Source organism: Streptomyces sp. NPDC059906 (assembly GCF_042730645.1).
In the GTDB taxonomy this organism is placed as follows: domain Bacteria; phylum Actinomycetota; class Actinomycetes; order Streptomycetales; family Streptomycetaceae; genus Streptomyces; species Streptomyces rubrogriseus.
The window spans coordinates 20,840-29,837 of sequence record NZ_JBHWKU010000055.1; the positions used below are offsets into that span (position 1 = coordinate 20,840).

Annotated in this window: 3 protein-coding genes and 2 pseudogenes; all 5 read right to left on the reverse strand. The window is 72.9% G+C overall.

Going from position 1 to position 8,998, the window contains the following annotated elements:
* Nucleotides 1–160 precede the first annotated feature (160 nt).
* A complete protein-coding gene (locus ACFV9J_RS39495) occupies nucleotides 161–5,851 on the reverse strand; it encodes a hypothetical protein (protein WP_385362919.1) in 5,691 nt (1,896 codons plus the stop codon).
* Nucleotides 5,848–7,311 (reverse strand): esterase/lipase family protein, encoded by a 1,464-nt coding sequence (locus ACFV9J_RS39500; protein ID WP_385362920.1) that lies wholly within the window; start codon nucleotides 7,309–7,311, stop codon nucleotides 5,848–5,850. Before ACFV9J_RS39500 ends, ACFV9J_RS39495 begins: the two co-directional genes overlap by 4 nt.
* A gap of 87 nt (nucleotides 7,312–7,398) precedes the next feature.
* Entirely contained in the window at nucleotides 7,399–7,680 is a 282-nt protein-coding gene (locus ACFV9J_RS39505) for a hypothetical protein (RefSeq protein ID WP_385362922.1), read from the reverse strand.
* Between the two features lie 124 nt (nucleotides 7,681–7,804).
* Nucleotides 7,805–8,698 (reverse strand): annotated as a pseudogene (locus ACFV9J_RS39510) (ISKra4 family transposase); the annotation flags it as partial.
* A gap of 171 nt (nucleotides 8,699–8,869) precedes the next feature.
* Nucleotides 8,870–8,998: pseudogene (locus ACFV9J_RS39515) on the reverse strand (MerR family transcriptional regulator); the annotation flags it as partial.

Sequence of the window (8,998 nt, forward strand, 5' to 3'; positions counted from 1 at the left end):
AACGGCCCGGCACTACACCGGCCAGACGCTAGCCGGACCTCTCACCAACGCCTCCAACAGCACCTACCAGACCCCGTGACACCCCCAGCTCATCCGACCGGCACAGAGGACCAGCCATGCCGGCCCGGAAACCAGCAGCCCCACCATTCGCGCTCCGGGATCATCCGAGTCCCGGAGCCCCTCCCCCGGACCGTTCGGCCGCGTTCTCGCGGAGGTGCCGTACGTGCTCGGGGTCCGTGCGGGGTGAGGTGACGAGGGCGTCGAGGACGGAGGCTGCGGCCGGGTCGCCGGGGTGCTCGGCCAGCCAGTCCTCGGCGGCGCCGGTGGCTCGGGAGATGACGTCGGGGCCGGACATCGGCGACGACACCAGCGACTTCAGCAGTTGCGGCGTCCAGACCGGTCCCGCGCCGGGAAGCAGGCTCAGGGCGAGCTCGGCGGCCTCGTCCACCGTGGCGCCGTCCGCGCCGGTGGCGCCGATCAGCGCGCGCAGAAGCCTGATGTGGTCGTTGTGGTGGCGCGGAGCGGCGCGCAGGTGGGCGAGGGCGACTTCGAGGGCCGGGGTCCGGACGGACGGCGGGACCGGGGCGCTGCTGACGAGCGCCGCGAGGATGCGGGGTGCGTGCTTCTCGTGCCGGTTGCGGAGCACCCACGCCAGGGCGGCCCCGGCCGCTGTTCCGTAGAGGTCCTCGCCCATCTCGCAGTGGCGTACGAGGATGTCGAACAGCGGGCCGGTGTGGGGCGATTCGTGGTGCCCCTCCGCCCAGTGCAGCACGGAGCGGACGAGTACGTCGCTGCGGCTGCGGGTGGTGTCGCCGCGTAGCGTCACGAGCAGCGCCTTCGCCACGGCCGGCCAGGCCGCATGGTCGAAGTGGGCCGGCAGCCATGCCAGGGTGAGGTCCTCGGTGCGCTGCCGGACGGCGTCGGGCAGCGCCGGCTGGCTGAGCAGGGCGCGCAGCAGGTGCGGCGAGACCACGGCGGGGGCCGCCTCCGCCCGCCGGAGCAGCCAGTCGGCCGCCTCTGCGCGCGCTGCACCGGCGTTTGGGCTGCCCAGCACGGACCTGGCCAGTTGGTCGGCGCCCGGTTCCTGGTCGGCGAGCCAGGACAGTGCGGTGGGCAGGAGCGGGGCGACGGCCTCGGGGGTGGCTCGGGTGTTGCCGATGGCGGCTTGCAGCATCTCGGCGAGCAGTCGGCGTTGTCCGGACCCTGTGGAGTCGGGTTGTTCGTGGTGGTGTTCCACCCATCGCGCCGCGAGCCGCACCGCGCGGTCCGCGTGCACGGAGTCCAGCTTGTTGTTCCGCAGCGCCGCGCGCACCTGCGCGTAGGAAGTGGAGGCCGCGATGTCGGCTTCGGCCTGGTCGAGCGACGCGACCGTGGCCGGCAGGGCCACGGCGTGTGCTCTTTGGCCGAGCACCTTCCGCAGCCGCGCCAGCTGTGCGGGGTTCGCAGGCAACGGGGCGTCCTCGGCGCGGTTGAGCCGGGCTCTGGCGGTGTCCGCCGCCTGCGAGAGAACCGCTGCGGGTACCCGGGGGCAGCTGAGCACCGCCGTGAGGAGTTTCAGGTCGGAGCCGTCCGGACTGGGGTGAGAGCGGACCCAGTGGAGGGCCGCGACTCCGATGCGCCCCATACGGGCAGGGCTGCAGCGGGTCGAGCCGAGCAGAGCGTGCAGAGTCTTCACGGTCGTCGGTGGTGCGGGGAGCCGGCCGAGCCGTGTCAGCGCGCCGTCGGCCGCCTCGTCGGCGGTGTCGGGATCGACGCGGGTGCTGTTCGCGACCGTGGCGAGCAGCTGTATGTCGGGCCCCGACGGGGCGCGATGCGCGCCGCGGATGATCTCCTGGGCGGCCCAGCGTATGTGCGGAGCACCCAGGCGGGAGGAGTTCAGCACGATCCGCAGCAGGGGCAGGGTTTGTGCGTGGTGCGGTCTGGCTGCGGCCCGCTGCCTCACCAGGACGGCGGCGGCCTCGACGTCGGCCTGGAGCATCCACGGGCCGCCGATCAGCGCCCGCAGCAAAAGTGGTGCGTCATGGCCCGGGGCGTCGGCGCGCAGGCGTTCGAGGGCATGGCGGGCGGCGGCGTGCACGAAGTCGGGGTCCGCGCGGATACTGACCAGGCGGCGCAGCAGCATCTGGGCCGTGGGGGTCGCGGGGTGCGCGCCGATCCAGTCGAGGACGAACCACAGCACGTCGACCGGACCGGTGGCGTGCGACCAGCCGGTGACGAGGTCGTGCAGGACCACACCGGCGTCGACGCCGAGCCGCTCCACCGTCTCCTTCAGCGTGTCGAGGGCCTGCGCCCGGCGTTCGGCGGGGAACACCGGGCTACGCAGCACCATGGCCGACAGTCGTCCTCCGGGGCGTGGGTCGGCCATGGTACGGACCCATTCCTGGGCGCGCGCGTGAACGATTTCCGCCTGGGAGGCGGAGAGTCCGTCACTGTCGAACAGCCCGGCGAGCGGGGCGACCACGCCGGCGTTGTCCGGGTGGCGTTCGATCCAGGCGAGGCACACGGCGACGGCCTGCTCGCGCCGTTCGTCCGAGAGCAAGGGGCGTTCGACGACCTTGCTCAGCAGGTCTAGATGGACGAGTTCGGTCCGGTGGGCCAGCCAGTCGAGGGCGGCCTCCTGGACCCGGTCGGTGCCGAGCGGTGTGGCCGCGGTCTCGAACAGCAGGTTGAGCAGCGCGACGGCGCCCGGACCGGTCCGTCCGTCGGCGAGGGCGTGCCGGGCGCGGGCCACGAACGCATCGCGCAACTCCGCGTCCCGCAGGGCTCCCCGGGCGAGTTCCTGACGCAGCCCGATGCCGGACTTGCCCGGTGACTCCACGAGCTGCCGCACCAGGCAGTCCAGTACGGCCGCGGCCGGTTCCCCGTCGCCGGTCGCGGAGTTCAGGCAGCGGGCCATGGTCAGGAGCAGCTGGACCCGTCCGACCTGGGCGAGTGTGTCTCCGTACGTGTCGAACCAGTCGGCCGCGGTGCGCAGATGTCGTGCGGTGGCCTCGCGGGAGACCCCCGGGGACAGCAGCAGCCGGGTGAGGAACCAGGCGGCGTCCGGATGGTCCGGGTGGGCGGCGAGCCAGGTCTCCAGGAGGATCAGCAGCCGCTCGTACTGCGGGTTCCTCGGGGTGAGCCGGGCGAACAGGGGGCGGAAGACCTCTGCGGTCGGCAGGCGCCGCAGATGGGACTCCAGCCAGGCGAGGGAGCGCGCGACGACCGTCGTCTGCTGGCCCGCGGACAGCCTGGGGCTGCTGAGCAGGACCGGCAGCACCGTGCGCACCCGGGGATGGGCTCCGTGGACACTCAGCCAGCGCACCGCGTCGTCCGTGACGGTCCCGCTCTCTTCGGCGGTGAGCAGATGCGCCTCGAGCAGCGGCCGGACGACGAAACCGGCGGGCAGGGCGGTGGCGTGCCCGGCGAACCAGTCCGCCGTGACCTCGACGGACCGCCGGTCGAGGTCCGTCGTGCCGGTGGGGTGGGCGAGCAGGCCGCGCAGCACCACGGTGACGTCGTCCGCCGTCTCGACGGCGTCGGAGGCCGCCCAGGTCTGGGCGCGACGGGCGGCGGCGGCGCGCTGGGCGTGGTCGAGGTCGGTACGCCACAGCAGGCCGGCCAGGACAGGCTCCACGGCGGTGGTGTTCCCGGCGAGCCACACCAAGGCGGCGGTGATGGTCGGCAGTGCCTCCCCGGCGGGCAGCCCGGCCAGGGCGTAACGCAGGAAGCGGCTGCGGTCGGCGTCGGGGACCGCGGTGCGCAGCCAGGGTTCGACAACGGTGTCCCAGGCCTGGCCGACCGGACTCTGCCAAGGCTCTGCGTGCAGCAGCGTGTAGAGGGTGTGGCCGCCCTCGGGCGCGCTCGCGCAGACCTCGCCGATGCGGCCCGCCCTGGCCGTGATCCACTCCCGGCAGGTCCTGCCGAACTGGTCACGCTGCGCGGTCCTGGCCAGTTCGCCGTACAGGCGGGCCGCGTTGCCCGCGAGGTGGTCGAGCACGTCGGGCTGGTCCACGGCCCGGTCGAGCAGGCCGGTCAGCTCGGTGTCGCGGACCCGTAGGCCGGCGCGTGGGACGACGACTGCGCCAAGCAGTTCGTCGGTCACGAGGTCGTGGGTCACGTCCAGACGGTCGCCGACCTGTTCGAACCAGCCCATCACCAGCAGGTTGTCGATCAGGGCGCGGGCCCGGCCCGCGCGTGGCGCCTCGTCCAGCACGGGCTGCACCAGCGTCTCCAGCCGCTCCTTGGGCAGTGGGCAGGCCGCGGCGGCCAGCGCGCAGGCGCGGACGGAGTGGCTGATGTCGTCGCCGCCGGACAGCCAGTCCTCGTCGTCGCCGGGGGCCCTGTGCGCGGGCACGACGCCGTCCTGTACGAGGCTGGCGCGCAACCAGCGCATCAGCCGGCTGGGGCCCCGGCCCGGGGTCGCGTCCTTGCCCGCGCGGATCCGGCGTTCCGCGTCCTGGGCGATGAGCAGTGCGATGACCGGGCGGTGTCCGCAGATCTCCGCCATCCGCGCGGGCCCCAGCCGTCCCAGGGCCAGGGGCGCGACGGAGGCGAAGATGCGTTCCGCGATCGCGGCGTGGTAGTCGGAGCCGAGGCGCAGTTCGACCTCGGTCAGGTCGTCGACGGCACCGCGGGCGACCAGATGAGGCACTCTGCTCTGCCGGCTGGTGGCGAGTACGGCGAAGTGCCCGGAGGCGATCTGCAGTGCGGGGATACGCTCCAGCAGTCCGGGCAGGTCCAGGCCCGCGCAGACCTCCAGGTAGTCGACGAGCAGCAGGGTCCTGGCGGCGGGTTCGGCGAGGACGGCCCTCTCCACGTGCGTGTTGGCGGTTTCGCTGTCGGGCCGTACGTAGAGCACGCGCCAGTCGTCGCGTTCGGCCAGCGCCGCGACTTCCAGCAGGGTGCGTGTCTTGCCCGCTCCGGCGGGCCCGGTGAGCAGGACGCCGGGGCCGTCCTCCAGAAGCCTGAGGACGTTCGCGGGCGTGGCGGGATGGCCGGGCCCGGGGTCCAGGAAGGCCAGCTCCGACTCCAGCAGATGGCGGGAGCGCGCGGTGAGTTCTCCCACGGCCCGTCCCGCGGACACCACCCGGTCCCCCGCCGCGCGGTCCTGCGGTGCGCGGTCCTGCGGTGCGGCAACCGGGGGCTGCCACGGTTCGATGCCGTGGTGGCGCATGATCGCCACGTCGAAGGCGAGCGTCGTCGGCCGGTCCGCGGCCAGGATCCGTCGACGTGCCACGTCGACGGCGGTGTCGAAGTCCAGGAGCCCGTCGTCCGTACGCCGGCTGCCGGCGAGCGTGTCCTCCCCGGGGTGGAACTCGGGTCTGCCCTCAGGGGGTCTGCCCTCAGGGCCGGCTGTGAGGCGGGCGAAGCCCGTGCACTCGACGGGGACGAACGCATGGGATTCGACGAGCGCACGGACCACGGACGGATCGCGGACCACGCCGCCCTGGAACTCCTCGTAGCCGGGCCGGTACCCGGCCCACTCACGCAGTCCGTGGTCGCGGCAGACCAGCGTGACGGCGTGCTCGCCCTGCGCCACGACGACCGGGAGGAGTTCGTAGTCGAGGAGCAGTCCCGCGTACAGCAGGGCCAGGTCCAGGCAGGTGCCGCGGCGGCCCGGGGAGCCGAGGACCTCGGCAGGCGTGCGGATGCGCTGGACATGGTCCGACGGGGTGTAGCCCTCGACGTCGTAGTACAGGCCCTGCAGGGCGAGTTGCCCGTAGAGCGCGCGGGCGAGGGCGAGGGGGCCGCCGGGGCCTTCGCCGATACCGCGCCGGTCCAGGCCGGGGGTCAGCAACTGCTCGGCCCCGCTGACCACATAGCGGGCCAGCCCCGACTGGTCGGAGGTGGACCACAGCGGCCAGGTCATGCACCAGCCTCGCTGACCTCGAACAGGTCGTGCACCGGCGGCGGCAGCGCCGTGGCACCGCGGGCAACGACCTCCAGTCGGTACGCACCGGGTGCCAGGCGCGGCAGTTCGGCACGCCATGCCTCCTCGGTGCGTTCACCGTCCGGGGCGGGCACCAGGTCCACGGTGTGGCGGGCGCCGGACTCGGTGTGCTCGGCGACGGCGGTGACCTTCTCGGGCCGGTCCGGCGCGAACACCTCCGCGGTCACGACGACGGGTTCGTCACCAGCGTACTGGTCCTCGACATCCACGCCCAGGGCGAGCTGGCCGGTGTCCACCAAGGGCTCGGGGCCCCGGAGCTTGGGACGGGCGCGGGCCTGCATCTTCGTCAGCCGGCCCAGCAGGGTGTTCAGGACGTGCGGGTTGTTGTGGAGGTTGCTGTGCTTCTCGGCCTGGAACACGTCGGCGAAGACGTCCAGCGGGTCGGCGGGGGCCGCCGAGGAGATGCCGACGGTGCCGTCGCCGTCACGGTCTCCGTCGCCGAAGTAGCGGTGCACGCCGTCCGGGAGGTCACGGCTGAGAGACACGCCAGAACCGTCGTACACGGCGGACTGCCAGGTGCGCTGATGGGTGCCGACCACGGGCAGGACGGCGTACCGGGAGCCCCCGCGTGCCACGGCCTTCGCCCCTGCGGCGATCTCGCGGTGGAACTCGGCCGCGTCGGCGGCGAGGTGGGGGGCGACTCCGGTGATCGGACCGACCTCGGAGATCCGTCGCGGCGTCCCGCCAGCGGGGAGCGCGGCCGTCGCGTCATGGATCACCGGGTCGGCCGGCATGAGCTGATGGACGGACGGGAACGTACGCATCACGTCGGTCAGGTCCAGGGTCGCCTTCCGGTAACCGTCGGCGAGATAGCCGAGCGCGTCCAGCGAACCGCCGAACGGGGTACCGAAGGTGACGAGTGCCCGGGTCAGGCGGTGGCCTCCGAGCACGTCCAGGAAGTACCGGGCCACCAGGCCGCCCATGCTGTGCGCCACGACGACCAGCTCGGCGTCCGGGACGTTCGCATACGTCCGCCAGTCGGCCAGGGCCCGCTCGGCGACCGTGGCGAGCCGGCGGGCGGTGACGCGGTTGTCCAGCCGCCAGTCGTAGGGGAACTCGATGAGGTTGGACGGCGGCAACGCATCCGTGCCGGTTGCCACCGCATGCCGCACGTCGAAGTGCGCGGCCAGCGCCTGGGTCAGCCGAGAGTAGCCGTCGATCTTCACCAGTCCCGGCACGAGGCAGGCCCGCGGCAGCAGCGCGTCCGCGGTCAGGGGGTCCTCGTCGAGGGCGAGGGCCCGCACGGTCTTGTGCCGTTGCAGCACAGACTTGCCGATCAGCCGGTAGGAGGCGTCCCACACAGGGGTGCCTCCACGGCTGAGAACGGACCCTGTGATGCCGGGCAGGACGATGATCACGTCCCGAAGCCGCTGTCTCATCGCACTGCTCCAGGTCCCCCGGTGCCACGTCGGATCGGTGCTGCGTACAGCGCAGGGTACGGGATCGGCCGGGTTCGGGCGCCCTGTTCAGTAAGTCGTCAAGTGGCTCTGGTGTCCGTACTGTTCACCAAGCGACTGCGGATGCGGGCGGCGGCCACGGAACCGAGGCGGGCTCGACAGGCCAGGAGTACCCAGCTCGTCCAGCAGCTCGGTGAAGGGATCCTCGACGAAGCTCTCCCGCGAGCGCAGGCCCTGCTCGATCCGGGACCGCTGCGCCGACATGGAGACTCCGGCCGCCACGGTCCGGACGAGGGGGTGGTCCGGTGTCGGATGAAACGTCGCGTGTCGGGTTCGGGCGAGTTCACTCACGGGCTCCGGTCGCCCAGGTCCTCGGGTTCGTCGACCAGGATTGCCGCAGGATTGTCCAGGCTGAGCCATGCCTGTCAGAGCGCCGGCCGTCGGTGCCCGGTCCGGTGCCGGCTTGCGCTACCGGAGGGACCATCCTCGCGGTGCAGGGAGCAGCGGTGTCCGGGGGCGAGGGAAGCATGACGCGGGCCGCGTGCCCGTCGAGGATCGCGGTGAGCCGGTCGGCCGTGAAGGCTTCGGCCTCAGGCCTGCCGGGCTTGTGGCAGGCGTGCGCGGCCGCCCAGACCTGTTCGGTGACGTGGATGAAATCGATCAGGAGATGGATCGTCACGCCTCGGCGGACGGCCTCGGCCCGGATGACGTCGAGCTGGTGACGGACGCCGTCGACCAGGACGATCCAGTCGCGCAGGTGGTGCGGGTCGCGGGCCCTGGGCCTGGTCGAACACCTCGGCGATGACCTCCTCGGAGGCCTTGGCCAGGGAAGCGGTCAGCCGCTTGTTCTCGGCCTTCGGGCGCGGCCGGCGGGTGCGGTGTCCGCTGCGTCCCTCGGGCGGTCCGATCACGTCGTGCGGGCGGCGAGGTGCGGGGCGGGGCGGGGTCAAAGACGCGGGCGATGGTGGCCATCCGTTTCCGGCTGGGCTTCTCGCCCGGGGCCGGCTGGCCCCGCCGACCCGCGGCAGCGGTCTGGGCGGCTTTGCGGCGGTGGCCTCGCGCAGGGCTCCGGGCCGCATGACTACGCCCTTGCCGTCGGCCTGGATGACCAGGGGCATGTCCCGGCTGCAGGGCAGCGTGGCTTTCGCCTGGCAGAAGGCGTCGATGTCCGCGGCGGCCTCGACGGCCGGGCGGCGCGGGCCGAGTGCCGGCTCGCGGGCAGGGACAGCGGCACGTTCGCGGGATGCACGTTGCCCGCCCCGGGCCCGCGATGCGCAACGTGTCGTACCCGAACGTGGCCGGAGACGGTGGACAGCCATCGCTCAACCACACTTGCCCGACCGGCATGACGCATTCGGACCCAACTGCGGATGCGCGATGCCCATAAGCCTACGGCTCCACGGGTCCACGGGAGCTGCAGGCTGCCGTACCTGTGCGGCGACCGTCGTACGAGCTGAGCCGTTGTGGGCCCCGGCCTCTGCATCGGACCGGGGAACGACGCAGCCGGCCGATCGCCGGCTGAACGCGAGGTCCCCCGCACTCAGCTGTAGTAGGCGATCTTCTCGTCGAGGACGGTCATGGCCTGACGCAGCGCCACCACCCGCTCCTCCAGTGCGGCGCGCCGCTCGCGGAGGAAGGCGACCCGGTCCTGCGGAGAATGATCGGCGCG